Raw genomic sequence first — 17,606 nt, 5'->3', positions numbered from 1 at the left:
TACTGACATGCCTTGGACGGGCGAGCCACGCCAGAATCGACAGCCCCGGGGAAACGCGTCAGCCGATCACCGCGACCGGCGCCGCGATCGGCGTGCCGGACCCGTCGCGCCGCTCGTCCACCGCGGGCAGCTCGACCGGCTGGCCGCCGGCGCCGAGCGCGCGCGGGGGAGTGGGCCCCACCCAGGCCAGGATGAGGCCGTCCTCGCCCTTGAGCAGCCGCTGCGACCGCACACCGCCGGTCGCCCGGCCCTTGCCCGGGTACAGCGCGAACGGCGTGACCTTGCCCGCTCCGGGCTCCACGCCCGGCAGCGAGTCGGCCGAGCCTGCGATGGTCACCACTGAAGCGTCCGTCCCGGCGGGAACCGCGCCGAAGAAGACCGCCCGCCGGTCCGCGGCGAGCTTGATGCCGGCCATGCCACCCGCGGCCCGGCCCTGCGGCCGGACGGCGGAGGCGGGGAAGTGCAGCAGCGACGAGTCGTCCGAGACGAAGACCAGCTCGTCGTCGTCGGACACGACGGCGGCGCCCACCACGATGTCACCATCCTTCAGGGCGATCACCGGCCACTCGTCGCCCTTGGCCGGGGCGTCCGACGGCGCCACGCGCTTGACGATGCCCTGCGCCGTGCCGACTGCGACGGTCGGCGCGTCGGGGCCGAGCCCGGTGACAGCCTGCACGGTCTCCCCGCGTTCCAGCTCCACGAGCTCGCTGACCGGGATGCCGCCCGAGAGCGACGGCGCGCCGTCGGTCGGCGGGAGCGCGGGCAGGTCCAGCACCGAGATGCGCAGCATCCGGCCGGCGGACGTGACGAGCCCGACCTGGCCGCGAGTGGTCGCGGCGGTGTCGCCCCGCAGGGCGTCGTGTGCGGCCCGGTTGCCGTCGCGCTGCACGGGGACGTCGTCCGGGAGGCGCGCCAGCAGGCCCGTCGCGGACAGCACAACCCGCGTGGGCAGGTCCTTGATCTGCAGGTCGATCGGCTCGGCGCCCTTCTTGCGCCCGTTCGCGGGAGCGACGGCGACCGAGCCGACGGAACCGCCGGCGGCGTCGAGCAGCACCGTGCGGCGCGGCGTGCCGTAGGTCCGGGCGACCTCGCCCATCTCGGTGCTGACGAGGCGGCGCAGCAGCTGCTCGTCACCGAGGAGCTGCTGCAGCTCGGCGATCTCGCGGCGCAGCTCCTCGGCCTCCTTCTCCAGCTCGATGCGGGAGAACTTGGTCAGGCGGCGCAGCTGCAGGTCCAGGATGTACGACGCCTGCGGCTCGGACAGGTCGAAGACCTCACGCAGGCGGTCGCGGGCGATGGCGGCGTCGTCGGACGAGCGGATCACCTGGATGACCTCGTCGATGTCGACGATCGCGATGAGCAGGCCGTCGACCAGGTGCAGGCGCTCCAGGCGCTTGTCGAGGCGGTACTGCGACCGGCGCCGGACCACCGAGATGCGGTGGCCCACCCACACCCGCAGCATCTCGACCAGGCCGAGCGTGCGCGGCTGGCCGTCGACCAGCGCCACGTTGTTGATGCCGAACGAGTCCTCGAGCGGCGTGGCGCGGTAGAGCTGCTCCAGCACGGCGTCCGGGTCGAACCCGGTCTTGACCTCGATGACCAGGCGCAGGCCATGCGTACGGTCGGTGAGGTCCACCACGTTGTTCACACCCTGGATGCGCTTGGCCTTCACCAGGTCGGCGATCTTCTCGATCACCTTCTCCGGGCCCACCAGGTAGGGCAGCTCGGTGACGACTATCCCCTTGCGGCGCGGGGTCACGTTCTCGATCCGGGCGGTGGCCCGGGTGCGGAAGGTGCCGCGGCCGCTGCGGTACGCGTCGCGCACACCCTCCAGCCCCACGATCTTGCCGCCCGTGGGCAGGTCCGGGCCCGGCACGAACCGCTGCAGGTCCTCGAGTGTCGCCTCGGGGTTCTTGATCAGGTGCTGCGCCGCCGAGACGACCTCGATCAGGTTGTGCGGCGCCATGTTCGTGGCCATCCCGACCGCGATGCCCGACGCGCCGTTGACCAGCAGGTTCGGGATCGCGGAGGGCAGCACCTCGGGCTGGGTCAGCTTGTTGTCGTAGTTCGGCACGAAGTCCACGACATTTTCATCGAGCCCCGTGGTCATCGCCATCGACGACGCCGCGAGGCGCGCCTCCGTGTACCGGGGGGCGGCAGGGCCGTCGTCGAGCGAGCCGAAGTTGCCGTGCCCGTCCACCAGGGGCAGCCGCAGCGAGAAGTCCTGCGCGAGGCGCACCAGCGCGTCGTAGATCGGGGCGTCACCGTGCGGGTGCAGCTTTCCCATCACCTCGCCGACGACGCGCGACGACTTCACGTGCGCGCGGTCGGGGCGCAGCCCCATGTCCGACATCATGTACAGGATGCGACGCTGCACCGGCTTGAGACCGTCGCGCGCGTCCGGGAGAGCCCGCGAGTAGATGACGGAGTAGGCGTACTCGAGGAACGAGGTCTCCATCTCCGCGGCGACGTCGATGTCCACGACAGTCTCGTGGATCTCGCTCTCTTCGAGCGGCTGCGACGGCTTACGCGCCATGGTTCGTGGGGCTCCTGGATTCTGGGGTGGACGGGTGGATCGGACAGGGCAAACGGTACCTCGCACCGCTGACAGTCCGGTGGCACCTCGCGGGACATCAGGTCAGGTCACAGGCTGAGACGTGTGCGCTTTTTGCTGCGCACCTGGCACTATTCGCGTATGCCCGAATTGCCGCAGGTCAGCAGGCAGACCGTCCTGCCGGCTTGGCTGGTCCGCATCGGGCTCGCCTACGGCGTCGTCGGGATCAGCGTGATTCCCGTGCTGGTACTGGGCGCGCTCGTGACGTGGTGGATGCAGGCCTGGCAGTGCGCCCAGCAGGAGGGCTGCCTCGAGGAGGGCATCACCGTGTGGGCCGGCCTCGTGGTGGTCGCCGCAGTCCTGCACGTGGTGGTCTCGATGCGGATCGGGCTCGGTGTGGTGCACGGCCTGGTGGTCGTCGCAGTCGCCGCGCTCGCCGTGAACATGGCGCCCGCGCTCGGCGCATGGTTCCTGCTCGCGGCAGGGCCGGCGCTCGCGGCGATCCTCACGGCGTCAGGCCCGAACCGCAGGCAGCGCCTGGTGCTCGTCGGCTTCGCCGTGATGCTGCTCATCGGCATGGTCCTGATCAGCTAGCCCCGATCGTTAGCCTTGGTCTTGTGGACCAGCCAGAACGGGCCGAGCGACCGGTGGGCACGGTGCGCCTGCCCTACTCGACCGACTACCCGGTCGAGTGGGAGGCCGACGTGGTGCTGCGCGACGGCTCCACCACGCACGTGCGGCCCATCCGGCCCGACGACGCCGACTCGCTCCAGCGCTTCCAGATGGCCCAGTCGGAACGGTCCACCTACCTGAGGTTCTTCGCCGCGCTGCAGCGCATCCCGGACCGGCTGCTCACCCAGCTCGTCACGGTGGACCACGTCCGCCGCGCCGCGCTGGTCGCGGTCCGGCCCGGCGCGGGGCAAGAAGCCGCGGGGCAAGAAACGGGGCAAGAACGGGAAGAGGACGTCGTCGGCGTCGCGCGCTACGACGTGATCGACGACCGGCCCGGCCGGCGCACCGCCGAGGTCGCGTTCAACATCGCCGACGAGCTCCAGGGCCAGGGCCTCGGCTCGGTCCTGCTGGAGCACATCGCCGCCGCGGCCCGCGAGCGGGGCGTGCACCGGTTCGTCGCCGAGGTGCTGCCGCAGAACCGGGCGATGCTGGGCGTGTTCCGCGAGGCGGGCTACGCCGTCGAGCAGCATCTCGACGACGGCGTGGTGACCGTCTCCGTCGACCTCGACCCGACCGACCGGTCCCGCGAGGTGATGGCGGACCGCGAGCACCGCACCGAGGCCCGGTCCATGCAGGGCCTGCTCTCGGCGCGGCGGGTGCTCCTGGTGGGGCCCGCGCAGGGCGGCACCGTGGACGAGCTGCTGGCCGCCCGCATCCGCGACGCGCACGCCGCGGACCCGGGCGACACCGAGCTGCTGGTGCTCGGCGACGACGTGACCTGGGCCGACCTCCCGGGGGAAGAAGTGGACCTCGCGGTGGTCGCCGCCCCGCCGGACGAGGTGATCGACACGGTCCTGCGCCTGCGCGGCACGGGTGCGCGCGGCGTCGTCGTGCTGTCGGCCGGCTGGGCCGAGGCAGGGCCTGACGGCGTCGCCCGCCGCCGCGAGCTGCTGCGCACCGCCCACGGGCAGGGCATGCGGGTGGTGGGCCCGGCGAGCTACGGCCTGCTCACCAACGTGCCCGGGGCGAGCCTGCGCGCGAGCCTCGCGCTCGACGCGCCGCGGCCGGGCCGGGTCGGTCTGTTCAGCCAGAGCGCCCCCGCGGCCGTGACGGCCGCCGCGACGGTGACCCGCCGCGGCCTGGGGCTGTCCACGCTGGTCTCCGCGGGGCACCGGGCGGACGTGTCGGGCAACGACGTCATGCAGTACTGGCAGGACGACCCGCACACCGACGTCGCCTGCCTGTACCTCGAGACGCTCGGCAACCCCCGCAAGTTCTCGCGCATCGCCCGGCGCCTCGCGCTGGTCAAGCCCGTGATCGTGGTGGTGGCGGGTCGGCACGGCAGCGTGGTGCCGCCCGGGCACACGGTCCGCGCCACGCGCGCGCCGCGGCGGATGCTCGACGAGGTCCTGCGGCAGTCCGGCGTGATCCGCGCGGAGAACACGCACCAGCTCATGGACGTCGCGCAGGTGCTGGCGCACCAGCCGCTCCCGTCCGGCGGCCGGGTGGGGGTGCTCGCGAGCTCGCCGTCGCTCGCGGCGCTCGTGGCCGACGCCGTCGCCGCGGCCGGCTTGCGCGTCGTCGGGCCGCCGGAGCCGCTGTCCGCCGGAGCTCCCGACGACGAGATCGCAGCCGCCGTCGACGCCCTGTACGCGCCTGGTGCGTGCGACGCCGTAGTGGTGGTCTCGGTGCCCGTGGTGCTGCCGCGCACCGACGCGATAGCCCGCGCCGTGGCCGAGGCCGCCGCCCGCACCGGCCGCACCACCGTCGTCAGTGCGCTCGGCCTGCACGGCATGCCCGACGAGCTCGCGTCCGGCGACGTCCGCATCCCTGCCTTCTCCACACCCGAGGACGCCGTCTGGGCGCTCGGGGCGGTGGTCCGCTACGCGCAGTGGCGCACGCAGGACCACGGCACGCCGGTCCGCCCCGCGCTGCAAGAGGGTGTCTCCGACGGCGTGGCCCGCGCCCAGGCCCGCACGCTCGTGGAGACCCTGCTCGGTGCGGAGCCCGACGGTCTTGTCCTCGACCAGGCGGCGGCTACCGAGCTGCTGGCCTGCTACGGGCTGACGCTGTGGGGGTCCCGGAGCGTGCGCACGGTGGACGAGGCGGTCGCCGCCGCCGAGGAGCTGGGCTGGCCGGTCGCGCTGAAGATCGCCGCCCCGGCCCTGCGGCACCGGGCCGACCTGGGCGGTGTCCGGCTCGACATCGCCGACGCCGAAGACCTCCGGGAGGACGCCGAGCGGATGCTCGCCGCGGCCTCCACCCTGTTGCCCGCACCCGACCCCGTGCTGGAGGTGCAGGCGATGGCGCCGACCGGCGTCGCGTGCGTGGTGCGCTCCGTCGAGGACGAGCTGTTCGGGCCCGTGGTGTCGTTCGGCCTGGCGGGCGACGCCGTCGACCTGCTCGACGACGTGACCCACGGCGTGCCGCCGCTGACCGACGTCGACGTGGCCCGCATGGTGCGCGGCGTGCGCGCCGCTCCCCGGCTGTTCGGGTACCAGGGCGCGCCCGCCGCCGACGTCGCGGCGCTCGAGGACGTGCTGGCGCGGGTCTCCGTCATGGCGGAGGACCTGCCGGAGCTCGCGTCGCTGGAGCTGTACCCCGTCGCTGTCGCGGAGCAGGGCGCCTCGGTGCTGCACGCGCGGATCCGGCTGCGGCTCGCAGAACGCCGGACGGACGCCCCAAGGCGGGCGCTGCCGGAATAGGCGTGTGGACCTGAGCGCGGCCCGGATGGGATGATGACGCCCGTGCCCCATGCCCCTACCGATGCCCGCGACGACCTGACCGCCCACCTGCACCGGGCCGGCTACTACCCGGAGCTCGTCGCGGACGTGCTCGATGTGGCGCTGGCCGACGAGGAGGTGGTGGCCCACCTCGTGCAGGCCGAGACCACCTTCGACTCGGAGGTGCGCCGCCACCTGACGGTCCTGGTGCTGACGCCGACCCGCCTGGTCACCGCACACGTGGACGACCACTCTGGGGAGGACCCGGCGCGGCCCGGCTCGGCGTCCGCCACCACCGAGGTGGTACCGGTGCGCGAGATCCGGTCCGTCGCGCTCACGCACGTGATCGCAGACCCGGAGCAGTACCCGCGCAGCGGGGCGACGCGTGAGGTCACGCTAGCGGTGGGCTGGGGCGCGGTGTCCCGCGTCGACCTGGAGCCCGCCACCTGCGTGGACCCGAACTGCACGGCTGACCACGGCCTGACGGGCCAGGTGACGCCCGACGACGTCGTGGTCCGCGTCTCGGGCGAGGCGGAGGGTGACGCCGCGGTCCGCGCCGCCGTCGACTTCGCCCGCGCACTGTCCCGGGCCACGTCCACGCCGAAGTGACGGCGCCGAGCCTCCCTGACGGCCTGGTCGCGCCGTCCTACGACACCGCGAGCCTGGCCGCGGTGCTGCCGGCGGCCGCGGGCGCCCTGGGCCACGAGCTCACCACCGCAACGGGACTGACCGCGGCCGGCTGCCGAGCGGCCCTCGGCCTGCCCGACGCCGATCGGGTGGTCGTCGTGCTGGTCGACGGCCTCGGTTACCGCAACCTCGCGGAGCGTGGCGGGCACTCGCCGTTCCTGCGCGGGCTCATGCGCGAGCGCGACGAGGCGGCGGCCACGCTGACCTCCAGCTTTCCGTCCACCACCGCCGCGGGCCTGAGCATGTTCGGCACGGGCACCGCCCCGGGCCGGACCGGCATGCTCGGCTACACGCAGCGCAACCCGGCGACGAACAAGCTGGCGGCCCTCGTGCAGTGGCGGGAGCTCGGCGACCCCGCCGACGTGCAGCGGGAGCCCACGATCTTCGAGACGCTCGTCGCGGCCGGTGTCCAGGTCACGGCCCCCGGACCGGGAAAGTTCGCCGGGTCCGGCATGACCCAGGCCGCGCTGCGCGGGCCCGCCTACGTCGCCGCCGAGACGTTCGAGCGGCGCGTGGACGCCACCGCTACGGCTCTCAAGCGGCCCGGCGCCGCACAGCGCCTCGTCTACCTGTACCAGGGTGACGTCGACAAGACCGGGCACGCCCACGGCTGGGACTCCTGGCAGTGGGGCGACGCCCTGGAGTCCACCGACCGTGAGCTGCAGCGGCTGGTGCGCAGCGTCCCGCGCGGCACGCTCGTGCTGGTCACGGCGGACCACGGGCAGATCAAGGCCGACCTGACCACGCAGTGGGACGTGTCCTCCGACCCGGAGCTCAAGCCCGGTGTCGCGATGGTCGGTGGGGAGCCGCGCGCCCTGCACGTCTACACCGACGCCGGCATCGACCCGGCCGACGTCGCGCGGCGGTGGGCCGGGCGCCTGGGTGACCATGCAGTCGTCGTGCGACGGGAGCAGGCCGTCGCGGACGGCTGGTTCGGGCCGGTCGCCGAGCACGTGCTGCCCGCGATCGGGGACGTGGTGGTGGCGATGACGGGTGCCGCCACCGTCGTCGACTCCCGGGTGCACTCCGCCGGAGCCCGGAGCCTGCCCGGCGTGCACGGCTCCTTCACGCCGCACGAGATGCTCGTGCCCATCCTTCTGGCCGTCGCATGAGCGAGCTGATCTTCTTCTCCGGGACCATGGACTCCGGAAAGTCCACCCTCGCCCTCCAGACGGACCACAACTACCGTGCCCGTGGCCGCGAGGGGCTCATCTTCAGCCGGGGCGACCGCGCGGGCGCGGCCCGCGTCTCCAGCCGGCTCGGGCTCGAGGTATCGGCCCTGGAGGTCACGGACGACACCGACTTCTGGACCGAGATCAGCGGCCGTCGCGCCGGCGGCGAGGCCGTCGACTACCTCGTGTGCGACGAGGCGCAGTTCTACTCGCCCGGGCAGGTGGAGCAGCTCGCCCGGCTGGTGGACGAGATGGAGATCGACATCTTCGCGTTCGGCATCACCACCGACTTCCGCACCAGGCTGTTTCCCGGGTCGGCCCGCCTCATCGAGCTCGCGGACCGCATCGAGGTGCTGCAGGTGCAGTCGCTCTGCTGGTGCGGCGCGCGCGCCACGCACAACGCGCGCACCCTCGACGGCGTGATGGTCACCGAGGGCGAACAGGTCGTCATCGGCGACGTCGGCGCGTTCGAGGCGGCCGAGGTCGCGTACGAGGTGCTGTGCCGGCGCCACCACATGCGCCGCATGACGGCGCTGACCGCGCGCCGCCGGTCGGTGGACGAGTCCCTCTGGGGCTAGACCGGCGGCGCTAGACCTCCGGGCGCGAGCCAAACACGATCTCGTCCCAGCTCGGCACCTGTGCACGCGACTTGCGGCCGCGCTTGGCCGCGGGGCGCTTGGGCGGCGTCGGCTCGGCCGGCGGCTTGTCCGGCACCTGCTCCGGCGCGGCCTTGGGCGCGGGGTTGTCGGCCGGTGGGGCCTCGGCCGTGGGGGTGCGCTCCGCCTGGGTGCGCTCCGCCGGATCGGGGATGTCCCACTGGCTCGGCGCCTCCCACTCGAGGCCGGCAGGGGAGTCGGGCACCTTCACGGCAGGCATCTTCGGGCGCGACCCACCGCGCCGCGCCCCGATGTCGACGACGGCGGCGGGCTTTGCGTCCGGCTCCGGCTCCTCGGGCGGCGGCGAGTCGGGGCTGTCCAGGTCGTCTAGCTCCAGCATGTCCGGCAGGTCCGTGTCCGGGGCTGAACGCCGCGTCGGCCGCTGGCCGCGCCGCTCCGACAGGTTGTCCAGCAGCAGGTCGGTGTCGTCGGGCTCGGGCGGCGCGGGCCGGGACGGGTGCTGGTTGCTCCGGTGCGGGGCCAGGGTGGACACCGCGGCCAGCGCCGGGCCGCCGTCGTCGTCCGGGAGACCGAGCCAGCGCGCCTCGTCGTCGAGCGCCGTCACCAGGCCCCCGCGGGGCTCCAGGGACCAGCGTGCGACGCGGGGCCGCTCGGCGGCGTCGAACTCCACCTGCACGATCCATGGGTGGGTGCCCTCCCGGGTGGCTGACCACCGGGCGTCGTCGGGCCGCACACCGCGCGAGCGCAGGCGCTCGTCGGAGACCTCGCCGAGCGTGGTCCCGGCGTCGTCGTCGGACAGGACTGCCTTGGCCCGGACCCGGGCGATCGAGTGCTCCCGCTCGGAGATCACCGGGTACTCGAACCGGCGCACGTGGTCGAGCGGCAGGCCCGAGGCCTCGGCCAGCGCCTCACAGGTCTCGCCGGCACGCAGGCGCGCCTGGATCTCCCGCGGACGCAGCGCCGACTCCTCCTGTGCGCGGATCGACTCCAGCCGGGGACGGTCTCCGCGGATCGCGGCACGCAGGGCATCGGTGATGGGCAGACTGCTCTGGGTGCCGTCGCGGGCAGCGAGGACGAGTCGTTCACCGTCCTCGTGCAGCCTCACGAGCTCCAGCTCGTCCATGCCAGTCCTCCCGGGGTAGTCCTGTGGGCCGAGCCTGCCACCGCGGGGCCGCAGCGCGGCGCAGGCGCGTCGGTGTGCCGCCGGATCGTAGCCTGGCTGCGGTTGCGGCAGGATGGGTGCGTGATATCACCCGCACCGCCCGAGCTGCCCGACGGCGTCACCGTCACCGCCCTCCGCGACCTCGCCCTCCGCCTCGCGACGGCCGCCGGGGCCCTGGTGCGCGAGGGCAGACCGGACCGGGTCGAGGTCGCGGCCACCAAGTCGAGCGACGTGGACCCGGTCACCGTCATGGACCGCGCGTCGGAGGACCTGCTGCGCGAGATGATCGCCGCGGAGCGGCCCGACGACGCGATCCTCGGCGAGGAGGGCGACGACGTGGCCGGCACGAGCGGCCTGACCTGGGTGCTCGACCCGATCGACGGGACCGTGAACTACCTGTACGGGATCGCGTCCTGGGCGGTGTCCGTGGCGGTGGTGGCCGGACCGCCGGAGCCCGCCACGTGGACCATCCTGGCCGGGTGCGTGCACAGCGTGGCCGACGGGCGCACCTGGTCGGCGGGGCTCGGCGAGGGGGCCACCCGCGACGGCGCCCCCGTGCGGGTGGGCGCCCCCGCGTCGCTGGGCAGCTGCCTGGTGGGCACGGGCTTCGGGTACGACGCCGAGCGCCGCGCCCAGCAGGCGCAGGTGCTGACCCAGGTGCTCCCGAGGATCCGGGACATCCGGCGGCTCGGCTCGGCGGCGATCGACCTGTGCCTGCTCGCCGACGGCTCGCTCGACCTGTACTACGAGCGCGGCCTCAACCCCTGGGACATGGCTGCGGGGGCGATAGTGGCCACCGAGGCGGGCGCCACGGTGACCGGCCTGCGGGGCGGGCCGGCCGGGAACGCGATGACCGTGGCGGGCCCATCGGGCCTCGTCGCGGAGCTCGCCGAGATCCTTGAGGCGGCGGACGCCGACGGTGTCCGCTGACTCCGGTCAAAAGGCGGAAATCGGTACGTCTTCGCAGGTCAGAGCGTACGTGACCGGGGTTACACCGGCATATGTAGCGTGCCGATGCGAAATGGTGCACAATCCGTGGGCCGACTACGGGAACAAAACCGGGGTCGTGTGCATTAACTGCGCGTACACCCTCAGGCGGTCGCTGTTCGACGGCGCTTGCGGTGACCCGGCCGGGGCGGCGTCGAACCCCGGAATTCCCGAACCCTCCCGGCGCGACCACCTACCGACGGAGAACACCACATGGCAACTGACTACGACGCCCCACGTAAGACTGATGAGGATGTCGAGCAGGACTCGATCCAGGAGCTGCAGGCGCGTCGATCTGACAAGTCCTCGGGCGTTGTGGACGAGGACGAGACCGAAGCGGCCGAGGGCTTTGAGCTCCCGGGCGCCGACCTGTCCGGCGAGGAGCTTGCAGTACGTGTGCTGCCGCGACAGGCGGACGAGTTCACGTGTTCCAGCTGCTTCCTCGTGCACCACCGCAGCCAGCTGGCCTACGAGAAGGCCGGCCAGATGATCTGCACGGAGTGCGCTGCCTGATCCACCGGGCCCCACGCCACTTGAGCCACTGACGACACGACCGGGCTGTCATGCGACGCATGGCAGCCTTCGTCGTGTCCGGGACCGCTTCTGGCTCAGCTCCCCAGCGCCTGCACCAGCAGCTCCGGGCGGCGTGTGGAGACGAGCCAGTACGGGGTGGGGTCGGCCGCGTCGTCGAGCGGCACCCGCACCCCGGTCCGGGCCCACGCGCGCAGGCACACGTACGCCCGCGCGTCGAGCCCCGGGCCCAGCTCGTGCCGCATGGCCGCCCCGTCGAGGGCCTGCGCGGAGCCGAGCAGCGCGACCGGGATCCGGGCGCTCCCGGCCCGCAGCACGCCGTCGGACACCTCCACGACGGGGGAGGTCACCGCCAGGGCGACCGCGGATCCCACGCACACCACGAGCCCGGCGACCACCGCGGCGGGCACGTGCACCGGCCACAGCGCGATCGCGGCGATGACGCCCAGACCGACCGTGCCGAGCCAGCCGCCGGGACCGGGCAGAAGACGCTCGTGGAAGGTGAGGGTGGTCGCCGTCATGAGGACATCATCCCAGCCCCGAGCACCCGGCCGGGCCGTGCGACAGCGCGGTCCGCGCTGGTGGCGTACTCTTCCGGCGTGCCCACCCCTGTGCCATCGGACGAAGGCAGCACGGTCGACGTGCTCATCCGCCTCCTCGACGACGTTCCCGTACCTTCCTACGCGCACCCGGGTGATGCCGGCGCCGACCTGGTGACCACGGTCGACGTCGAGATCCCGCCGCAGGGCCGGGTGACGGTGCCCACGGGGGTCTCGATCGCGCTGCCGGACGGCTACGCGGCGTTCGTGCACCCGCGCTCAGGCCTGGCCGCGAAGCACGGTGTCACCATCGTGAACGCGCCCGGCACGGTGGACGCGGGCTACCGCGGCGAGATCAAGGTCACGCTGCTCAACACCGACACCACGCAGGCCGTGAAGCTGGCCCGCGGCGACCGTGTGGCGCAGCTGGTGATCCAGCAGGTCGAGCGGGCGCGGTTCCTGCCCGCCGAGACGCTGCCCGGGTCGCACCGGGGCGACGGCGGCTTCGGCTCCAGCGGCGGTTTCGCCGGACGCTGAACGCGTGTCCAAGTCGGGCCCGGACGGGTCTAGGCTGTAAGTAACGAGTGGATAACGCTGTCGTGCGAAGCAACTGGCTGGCGCACGCAGAACGACGAACTACCGAAGGAGCGTGGCTGTGGGTCTGTTCAGCCGACGAGGCACGGCGAATGAGCCCGCCCCGGTCGAGTGGGCGTCGGTGGAGGCCGAGCTGCAGAAGCGGCCGCACGGTCCGTTCGACCGGTCGCAGGTGCCCGAGATGGGCCCGCGCGTCGACCTCGGCGCCATCTGGCTGCCGGTGATGCCGGGGCTCGAGCTGCGGATGGAGATCGACAAGAAGACGCAGAAGGTGACCGGGGTGACGGCCGCGCTGGAGGGGTCGAACCTCCAGATCCAGGCCTTCGCCGCGCCGCGCACCGAGGGCATCTGGGACGAGATCCGGCACGAGATCGCGCAGTCCGTGAGCGGTCAGGGCGGCATCGTGGACGACGTGCCCGGCGTGTTCGGTCGCGAGCTGCTGGTCCGGATGCCCGTGACCGGCCCGGACGGGCAGGCCGGCCAGCGGCCGGCTCGGTTCGTCGGGGTCGACGGCCCGCGCTGGTTCATCCGGGGTGTGCTGGCGGGCAAGGCTGCACTGGACGCCGAGTCGGCCAAGAACCTGGAGTCCGTGTTCGCGAACATCGTCGTGGTGCGCGACCAGAGCCCGCGCCCACCTCGTGACCTGCTGCCCCTGGCGCTGCCGAAGTCGGCGCGCAAGGATGGTGCACAGCCGGCGGAAGCCACCGCCGGCCCGGCGGGCGCGGTACCTCCGCTGTCCGACTTCAACCCGCTCCGCCGCGGCCCCGAGATCACCCAGATCGGCTGAGAAGGTGAACCGCTGATGTCGTTGCGTACGGCTATCGCGTCCCGCATAGCGGCGACGCTCGCCACCAACGAGCAGGTCGAGGACACCGAGGAGCGCGCCGACGCCTCCCGGAACGTGGGCTGCGCGGCCGTCACGTCGCTGCCGCTGCGCACCCGCGGCAAGGTGGCGGGTGTGGTGCGCTCGGTGGTGCTGCGCCCCCGCGAGGGTGTGCCCACCCTGGAGGCCGAGCTGTTCGACGGCTCCGGCACGCTGGACCTCGTCTGGCTCGGCCGGCGGACCATCGACGGCGTCGAGCCCGGCCGCCGCATCCGGGTCGAGGGCATGGTGTGCGACGTCGACGGGCGCCGCACCATGTTCAACCCCCGTTACGAGCTCCGGCCCCGGCCGGGGGAGTGCGGGTGAATCAGGACCCCGGCGAGCACGGCAGAATGAGCCCCATGAGCGAACCAGCACGTCAGACACCCGCGCGCGGTATGCGCGCCCTAGCTCGCGAGGACTTCTCCGCGGCCGACGCCGTGGGCGGTGTGCGCGGCCTGGTGGAGGCGATCCTGCCCGGCCTGGTGTTCGTGGTCGCGTTTGTCATCTTCCCGGACAACCTGATGATCCCGCTGATCGCGTCGGTCGCCGCCGCCGTGGTGCTCGTCGTGGCGCGCCTGGTGCAGCGCACCCCCGTCACGCAGGCGCTGGGCGGCCTGCTCGGCATCGCCATCGGCGTGGTGTGGGCGTGGACGTCCGGCGACGCCGAGAACTACTACGCGGGCGGCCTGCTGCTCAACGCCGGCTACCTCGTGGTGCTGCTCGCCACGATCCTCGTGCGCCGGCCCGCCGTCGGTTACGTCGTGGAGGCGCTGCGCGCCGGTCTGACGCCGGACGCCGTGCGGGCCGAGGCGAACCGGGACCACGACGGCGATCGCGGCGATGCGCCCTCACCGTTTGCCGCGCTGACCGCGTGGCGCGACGACCCGGCCAAGATGCGCACCTACGCCATCGCGACGTGGCTCTGGGTGGGGTTGTTCGCGCTGCGCCTCGCGGTCAAGACGCCGCTGTACTTCGCGGGCGACATCGCGTGGCTCGGCACGTTCCACCTGCTGCTGGGCGTGCCGCTCTGGGCGCTGGTGCTGTACCTGACCTGGTACGTCGTGCGGCGGCCGAAGGCCCAGGCGCAGGCCTAGCCCTTCGGGACCAGCAGCTTCTGGAGCGCCTCGGTGTCGGCGTCCGCCCCGGCGACCAGCAGCAGCTCGTCGCCGGCCTCCAGCGTGTCGTCGCCGCTGGGCGCCAGCGGGCGGCCGTCACGCACGATGGTGGCGAGCGTGACCTCGGCGGGCCACACCACCTGGCCCACGCGTGTCCCGGCGACGCGGGAGTCGGCGGGCAGCGTGAGCTCCAGGATGTTGGCGTTCGAGTGGCTGAAGCTGAAGATCGTCACGAGGTCGCCCACAGCGACGGCCTCCTCGACCATCGCGGTCATGATGCGCGGCGTCGACACGGCGACGTCCACGCCCCACGACTGGTCGAACATCCACTCGTTCTTCGGGTTGTTCACACGCGCGACGGTGCGCGGCACCCCGAACTCCGTCTTGGCCAGCAGCGAGAACACGAGGTTCACCTTGTCGTCGCCGGTGGCGCCCACCACGACGTCGGCCTGCTCCATCTCGGAGGCCTCGAGCGCGGGGAGCTCGCACGCGTCGGCGAGCACCCACTCCGCCTCGGGGACCTGCGAGACCCGCATGGCCGAGGCGTTCTTGTCGATCAGGGTGACCTCGTGCTCGTGGCTGAGCAGCTCCCGGGCGATCGAGCGGCCCACCGAGCCGGCCCCGGCGATGACGACGCGCATCAGTCCTCCTCGGCGGGGGGCGCGGCGGTGAGGATCCGTTCGACGTTGGCGGAGGCGTCCGCGGTCATGAGCAGGTGCAGCACGTCGTTCTCCTGGAGCACGAGGTCGGCAGTGGGGAGCACTGCCGAGGTGTAGCGGGTCACGAACGCGACGCGCGCGCCGGTCGCGGCCTCGATGTTCAGCACCGGCAGGCCCACCCAGCGCCGGTGGTAGTCGATCTGCGCCAGCCGGACCGTGCCGGACGGGTCGCGGTATTCGTCGGTGGAGCCCAGCGGCAGCATGCGGCGCAGCACCTGGTCGGCGGTCCACCGCACGGTGGCGACCGTGGGGATGCCGAGGCGCTGGTAGATCTCCGCGCGGTGCGGGTCGTAGATGCGGGCCACCACGTTGTCCACGCCGTAGGTCTCGCGGACCACGCGGGCGGACAGGATGTTGGAGTTGTCGCCGTCGGACACCGCGGCGAACGCGTACGCGTCCTCGATCCCCGCCTGGACCAGCGTGTCGCGGTCGAAGCCCACGCCGGTGACCTTCTTGCCCGAGAAGTCCGCGGGCAGGCGCCGGAACGCGTCCGGGTTCTGGTCGATGACGGCCACGGAGTGCCCGCGGCTGTCGATCTCCTGGGCGAGGCTGGACCCTACGCGGCCGCAGCCCATGATCACGAAGTGCACGGACGGAACGCTACCGCGCCACGGCGTCATTGGTGTGCTCCTTACCATCCGCGGGCATAGAGTCAGCCAACGTGTCGGACATCGTCGATGCGGCCAAGCGACTACTTGTCGGCCGCCCCATGCGCAGCGAGAGCCTCGGGCACACGTTGCTGCCCAAACGGATCGCCCTGCCGGTCTTCGCCTCGGACGCCCTGTCGTCGGTGGCGTACGCGCCGGACGAGATCCTCCTGACCCTCTCGCTGGCCGGGATCGCCGCCATGGCGTTCTCGCCGTGGGTGGGCCTCGTGGTGGTGGTCGTGCTGCTCATCGTGGTCGCGTCCTACCGGCAGAACGTGCATGCCTACCCGTCCGGCGGCGGCGACTACGAGGTCGCCACCACGAACCTGGGGCCGTCGGCGGGCATCGGCGTCGCGGCCGCGCTGCTCGTCGACTACGTGCTCACCGTGGCGGTGTCCATCTCCTCGGCAGCCCAGTACGCGTCGGCGGCCCTCCCCGGGCTGCGCGGGTACGAGGTGCCGGCGGCGGTCATCGCGGTGGCGCTGCTCACCCTGGTCAACCTGCGTGGCGTCAAGGAGTCCGGGACGGCGTTCGCGATCCCCACCTACTGCTACATGGCGATCATCGGGGCCCTGGTGGTCACCGGTGCGTTCCGGTTCTTCTCCGGCACCCTGCCGCAGGCGCAGAGCGCGGAGTTCGAGCTCACCGGGGAGGCCGCGTTCGACCAGGGCCTGGTCGGCGTAGCGGGTGCCTTCCTGCTGGCCCGGGCGTTCGCGTCCGGCTGCGCCGCCCTGACCGGCGTCGAGGCCATCAGCAACGGGGTGCCCGCGTTCCGCAAGCCCAAGTCGCGTAACGCCGCGACCACGCTCCTGCTGCTCGGCGCCATCTCCTCGACGATGATCATCTCGATCCTCCTGCTGGCCCAGGCCACGGGCGTCCGCTTCGCCGAGAACCCGGCCCACCAGCTGACCGTGGACGGGCAGCCCGTCTCCGAGGACTACGTCCAGATCCCGGTGATCGGCCAGCTCGCGGAGGCCGTGTTCTCCGGCTTCCCGCCGGCGTTCTACGCCGTCTCCGCAGTTACCGGCCTCATCCTGGTGCTCGCCGCGAACACGGCGTTCAACGGGTTCCCCGTGCTGGGCTCGATCCTCGGCCGCGACGGCTACCTGCCCCGTCAGCTGCACACCCGCGGCGACCGGCTCGCGTTCTCGAACGGCATCATCGTGCTCGCCGTCGCTGCCATCGTCCTGATCATCGTGTTCGAGGCCTCGGCGACGCGCCTCATCCAGCTCTACATCGTTGGTGTGTTCGTGTCGTTCACGCTCTCCCAGCTGGGCATGCTGCGGCACTGGACCCGGGGGCTGCGCACCGAGCACGACCCCGCGGTGCGCGGCCGCATGAAGCGTTCGCGCGTGGTCAACGGCGTCGGGTTCGGGCTCACCGGGACCGTCCTGATCATCGTGCTGGTCACCAAGTTCACCCACGGCGCCTGGATCACGCTCCTGGCGATGGGTGTGCTGTTCCTCCTCATGCGGGGGATCCGCAAGCACTACGACCGGGTGCGGGACGAGCTCGCGCTCGACGACGTCTCCGCCGCCCGCGCGCTGCCGAGCCGGGTGCACGGCATCGTGCTGGTCTCCAAGATCCACAAGCCGACCATGCGCGCCCTGGCCTACGCGCGAGCCGCCCGGCCCAACGTGCTCGAGGCCCTCACCGTCGGCGTGGACCGGGAGGACATCGAGAGCCTCACCGCCGAGTGGGAGGCCCTCGACCTGCCCGTGCCGCTGCGGATCCTCGACTCTCCGTACCGCGAGATCACGCGGCCCGTGCTCAAGTACGTCCGCTCGGTGCACCGGGAGTCGCCGCGCGACCTCGTGATCGTCTACATCCCCGAGTACGTGGTGGGTCACTGGTGGGAGCAGCTGCTGCACAACCAGTCGGCGCTGCGACTCAAGGGCAGCCTGCTGTTCACCCCCGGCGTGGTCGTGGCGTCCGTGCCGTGGCAGCTCGCCTCGTCGCGGGGCCACACCGGCCTGGAGGACGACGCGTACCTCCGGGGCCGCCGGCTCTGAGCCCTAGACT

General features: G+C 72.7%; 17 protein-coding genes. 12 read left to right on the top strand and 5 right to left on the bottom strand.

Going from position 1 to position 17,606, the window contains the following annotated elements:
- Nucleotides 1–58: 58 nt before the first annotated feature.
- Complete coding sequence (locus AB1046_RS07280) at nt 59–2,536, bottom strand: DNA topoisomerase (ATP-hydrolyzing) subunit A (RefSeq protein WP_369373824.1); 2,478 nt, start codon at nt 2,534–2,536, stop codon at nt 59–61.
- Nucleotides 2,537–2,695: 159 nt separating this feature from the next.
- On the opposite strand from AB1046_RS07280, the gene AB1046_RS07275 reads away from it, so the two are divergent.
- Genes AB1046_RS07275 through AB1046_RS07255 form a run of 5 tightly spaced genes read left to right on the top strand, consistent with a single transcriptional unit; the run spans nt 2,696 to nt 8,386 of the window.
- Nucleotides 2,696–3,148: a hypothetical protein gene (locus AB1046_RS07275; protein ID WP_369373822.1), complete on the top strand. Its 453-nt coding sequence runs from the start codon at nt 2,696–2,698 to the stop codon at nt 3,146–3,148.
- A 53-nt stretch (nt 3,149–3,201) separates the two neighbouring features.
- Nucleotides 3,202–5,931, top strand: a complete 2,730-nt coding sequence (locus tag AB1046_RS07270) for a GNAT family N-acetyltransferase (RefSeq protein ID WP_369375611.1) — start codon at nt 3,202–3,204, stop codon at nt 5,929–5,931.
- 42 nt (nt 5,932–5,973) lie between these two features.
- The gene (locus AB1046_RS07265; protein WP_369373820.1) at nt 5,974–6,558 is read left to right on the top strand and encodes a DUF5998 family protein; all 585 of its coding nucleotides are present in this window, start codon (nt 5,974–5,976) and stop codon (nt 6,556–6,558) included.
- Nucleotides 6,555–7,748, top strand: coding sequence for an alkaline phosphatase family protein (locus AB1046_RS07260; protein WP_369373818.1), 1,194 nt, complete (start codon nt 6,555–6,557; stop codon nt 7,746–7,748). The genes AB1046_RS07265 and AB1046_RS07260 overlap by 4 nt, the downstream gene beginning before the upstream one ends.
- The gene (locus AB1046_RS07255) at nt 7,745–8,386 is read left to right on the top strand and encodes a thymidine kinase (RefSeq protein WP_369373816.1); all 642 of its coding nucleotides are present in this window, start codon (nt 7,745–7,747) and stop codon (nt 8,384–8,386) included. Before AB1046_RS07260 ends, AB1046_RS07255 begins: the two co-directional genes overlap by 4 nt.
- 10 nt (nt 8,387–8,396) lie before the next feature.
- Here the strand turns inward: AB1046_RS07255 and sepH are convergent, their stop codons facing one another.
- A complete protein-coding gene (gene sepH / locus AB1046_RS07250; protein WP_369373814.1) occupies nt 8,397–9,548 on the bottom strand; it encodes a septation protein SepH in 1,152 nt (383 codons plus the stop codon).
- Between the two features lie 120 nt (nt 9,549–9,668).
- On the opposite strand from sepH, the gene AB1046_RS07245 reads away from it, so the two are divergent.
- Together AB1046_RS07245 and AB1046_RS07240 are read left to right on the top strand one after the other, a co-directional pair.
- Entirely contained in the window at nt 9,669–10,517 is an 849-nt protein-coding gene (locus AB1046_RS07245) for an inositol monophosphatase (protein WP_369373812.1), read from the top strand.
- Nucleotides 10,518–10,787: 270 nt separating this feature from the next.
- A complete protein-coding gene (locus tag AB1046_RS07240) occupies nt 10,788–11,087 on the top strand; it encodes a DUF4193 domain-containing protein (RefSeq protein ID WP_116675819.1) in 300 nt (99 codons plus the stop codon).
- Between the two features lie 95 nt (nt 11,088–11,182).
- Here AB1046_RS07240 and AB1046_RS07235 read toward each other — a convergent pair whose 3' ends face one another.
- Nucleotides 11,183–11,626: a DUF3093 domain-containing protein gene (locus AB1046_RS07235; RefSeq protein WP_369373810.1), complete on the bottom strand. Its 444-nt coding sequence runs from the start codon at nt 11,624–11,626 to the stop codon at nt 11,183–11,185.
- A 78-nt stretch (nt 11,627–11,704) separates the two neighbouring features.
- On the opposite strand from AB1046_RS07235, the gene dut reads away from it, so the two are divergent.
- The 4 genes from dut (at nt 11,705) to AB1046_RS07215 (ending at nt 14,197) form a co-directional block, all read left to right on the top strand.
- Nucleotides 11,705–12,181, top strand: coding sequence for a dUTP diphosphatase (gene dut, locus AB1046_RS07230; protein ID WP_369373808.1), 477 nt, complete (start codon nt 11,705–11,707; stop codon nt 12,179–12,181).
- A 118-nt stretch (nt 12,182–12,299) separates the two neighbouring features.
- Nucleotides 12,300–13,025, top strand: coding sequence for a DUF3710 domain-containing protein (locus AB1046_RS07225; RefSeq protein WP_369373806.1), 726 nt, complete (start codon nt 12,300–12,302; stop codon nt 13,023–13,025).
- 15 nt (nt 13,026–13,040) lie between these two features.
- The gene (locus tag AB1046_RS07220; RefSeq protein WP_369373804.1) at nt 13,041–13,427 is read left to right on the top strand and encodes an OB-fold nucleic acid binding domain-containing protein; all 387 of its coding nucleotides are present in this window, start codon (nt 13,041–13,043) and stop codon (nt 13,425–13,427) included.
- Between the two features lie 35 nt (nt 13,428–13,462).
- Entirely contained in the window at nt 13,463–14,197 is a 735-nt protein-coding gene (locus AB1046_RS07215) for a DUF3159 domain-containing protein (RefSeq protein WP_369373802.1), read from the top strand.
- Here the strand turns inward: AB1046_RS07215 and AB1046_RS07210 are convergent.
- Complete coding sequence (locus AB1046_RS07210) at nt 14,194–14,859, bottom strand: TrkA family potassium uptake protein (RefSeq protein WP_369373800.1); 666 nt, start codon at nt 14,857–14,859, stop codon at nt 14,194–14,196. The genes AB1046_RS07215 and AB1046_RS07210 overlap by 4 nt on opposite strands.
- The gene (locus AB1046_RS07205; RefSeq protein ID WP_369375610.1) at nt 14,859–15,512 is read right to left on the bottom strand and encodes a TrkA family potassium uptake protein; all 654 of its coding nucleotides are present in this window, start codon (nt 15,510–15,512) and stop codon (nt 14,859–14,861) included. The genes AB1046_RS07210 and AB1046_RS07205 overlap by 1 nt, the downstream gene beginning before the upstream one ends.
- An 86-nt stretch (nt 15,513–15,598) precedes the next feature.
- On the opposite strand from AB1046_RS07205, the gene AB1046_RS07200 reads away from it, so the two are divergent.
- A complete protein-coding gene (locus tag AB1046_RS07200) occupies nt 15,599–17,596 on the top strand; it encodes an APC family permease (protein WP_369373798.1) in 1,998 nt (665 codons plus the stop codon).
- Nucleotides 17,597–17,606: the final 10 nt, after the last annotated feature.

This window comes from Promicromonospora sp. Populi, assembly GCF_041081105.1.
In the GTDB taxonomy this organism is placed as follows: Bacteria; Actinomycetota; Actinomycetes; order Actinomycetales; family Cellulomonadaceae; genus Promicromonospora.
Note: the sequence above shows the minus strand (reverse complement) of the source record. Positions and strands in the feature narration are given on the sequence as shown.

Bases quoted from the DNA above. Each gene is read 5' to 3' on its own strand.
- AB1046_RS07280 (WP_369373824.1), bottom strand. From the start codon at position 2,536: ATGGCGCGTAAGCCGTCGCAGCCGCTCGAAGAGAGCGAGATCCACGAG.
- AB1046_RS07275 (WP_369373822.1), top strand. From the start codon at position 2,696: ATGCCCGAATTGCCGCAGGTCAGCAGGCAGACCGTCCTGCCGGCTTGG.
- AB1046_RS07255 (WP_369373816.1), top strand. From the start codon at position 7,745: ATGAGCGAGCTGATCTTCTTCTCCGGGACCATGGACTCCGGAAAGTCC.
- sepH (WP_369373814.1), bottom strand. From the start codon at position 9,548: ATGGACGAGCTGGAGCTCGTGAGGCTGCACGAGGACGGTGAACGACTC.
- AB1046_RS07240 (WP_116675819.1), top strand. From the start codon at position 10,788: ATGGCAACTGACTACGACGCCCCACGTAAGACTGATGAGGATGTCGAG.
- AB1046_RS07235 (WP_369373810.1), bottom strand. From the start codon at position 11,626: ATGACGGCGACCACCCTCACCTTCCACGAGCGTCTTCTGCCCGGTCCC.
- AB1046_RS07220 (WP_369373804.1), top strand. From the start codon at position 13,041: ATGTCGTTGCGTACGGCTATCGCGTCCCGCATAGCGGCGACGCTCGCC.
- AB1046_RS07215 (WP_369373802.1), top strand. From the start codon at position 13,463: ATGAGCGAACCAGCACGTCAGACACCCGCGCGCGGTATGCGCGCCCTA.
- AB1046_RS07210 (WP_369373800.1), bottom strand. From the start codon at position 14,859: ATGCGCGTCGTCATCGCCGGGGCCGGCTCGGTGGGCCGCTCGATCGCC.
- AB1046_RS07205 (WP_369375610.1), bottom strand. From the start codon at position 15,512: ATGGGCTGCGGCCGCGTAGGGTCCAGCCTCGCCCAGGAGATCGACAGC.